This window comes from Variovorax sp. WDL1 (assembly GCF_001541225.1).
In the GTDB taxonomy this organism is placed as follows: Bacteria; Pseudomonadota; Gammaproteobacteria; order Burkholderiales; family Burkholderiaceae_C; genus Variovorax.
On the sequence record NZ_LMTS01000074.1, the window covers coordinates 1 to 757 of the forward strand.

General features: G+C 65.1%; 2 protein-coding genes. Both read left to right on the top strand.

The window, feature by feature from the left end; genetic code table 11:
• The first annotated feature begins 51 nt into the window (after positions 1-51).
• Positions 52-399 carry an IS66-like element accessory protein TnpA gene (gene tnpA, locus APY03_RS10545; RefSeq protein ID WP_068676553.1) on the top strand — a complete coding sequence of 116 codons (348 nt, stop codon included), beginning with the start codon at positions 52-54 and terminating at the stop codon, positions 397-399.
• Entirely contained in the window at positions 396-728 is a 333-nt protein-coding gene (tnpB, locus tag APY03_RS10550) for an IS66 family insertion sequence element accessory protein TnpB (protein WP_068676554.1), read from the top strand. Before tnpA ends, tnpB begins: the two co-directional genes overlap by 4 nt.
• Positions 729-757 lie beyond the last annotated feature (29 nt).

Below are 757 nucleotides of genomic sequence, written 5' to 3' on the forward strand. Positions count from 1 at the left end.
TGCGGGCTTGTGTCCATGACGATGGTGTCCACCAAGGATTAGGTGGACACCATGGAAGACTCCAAGCGCGTGAGCCGGCGGCGCCACGCAGCCGATCTGAAGCGGCAGGTGCTGGCGGCGTGCGCGGAACCTGGAGCGTCGGTGGCGCGGGTGGCACTGGCCCATGGCCTCAATGCCAACCTCGTTCACAAGTGGCGCCGCTCGGTCGACGCGAGAGGTGTCGACTCGAAGAGCAGTGACCGGCAAGCCGAGTTCGTCTCGCTCACGCTGGCGCCAAGTCCCGCTGTCGTAGGTGACATCCACCTTGAGCTTCGCCGCGGTGCGATCGCCGTGAACGTGACCTGGCCGTTGAGCGCGTCAGGCCAATGCGCCGCCTGGCTGCGCGAGATCCTCAGGTGATCCGGGTCGACGCACTGTGGCTTGCCATCGAGCCGTTGGATATGCGTGCGGGCACTGAAGCGGCGCTGGCGCGCGTGGTTCGTGTCTTCGGTGCTGCGCGCCCGCACCATGCATACCTGTTCGCCAACCGACGTGCCAATCGCATGAAGGTCCTGGTGCACGACGGCATCGGTATCTGGCTGTCGGCAAGACGCCTGCATCAAGGCAAGTTCGTCTGGCCCAAGGACAGCGGCACCACCCTCAGCCTGACCCCTCCGCAGTTCGATGCGCTGGTGCTCGGGCTTCCGTGGCAGCGTATCGGCGAAGCCGGGGTCATCTGCGTGCTGTAGTGCAATTGCCGATTGTGCTGATGCGTACG

Bases quoted from the DNA above. Each gene is read 5' to 3' on its own strand.
- tnpA (WP_068676553.1), top strand. From the start codon at position 52: ATGGAAGACTCCAAGCGCGTGAGCCGGCGGCGCCACGCAGCCGATCTG.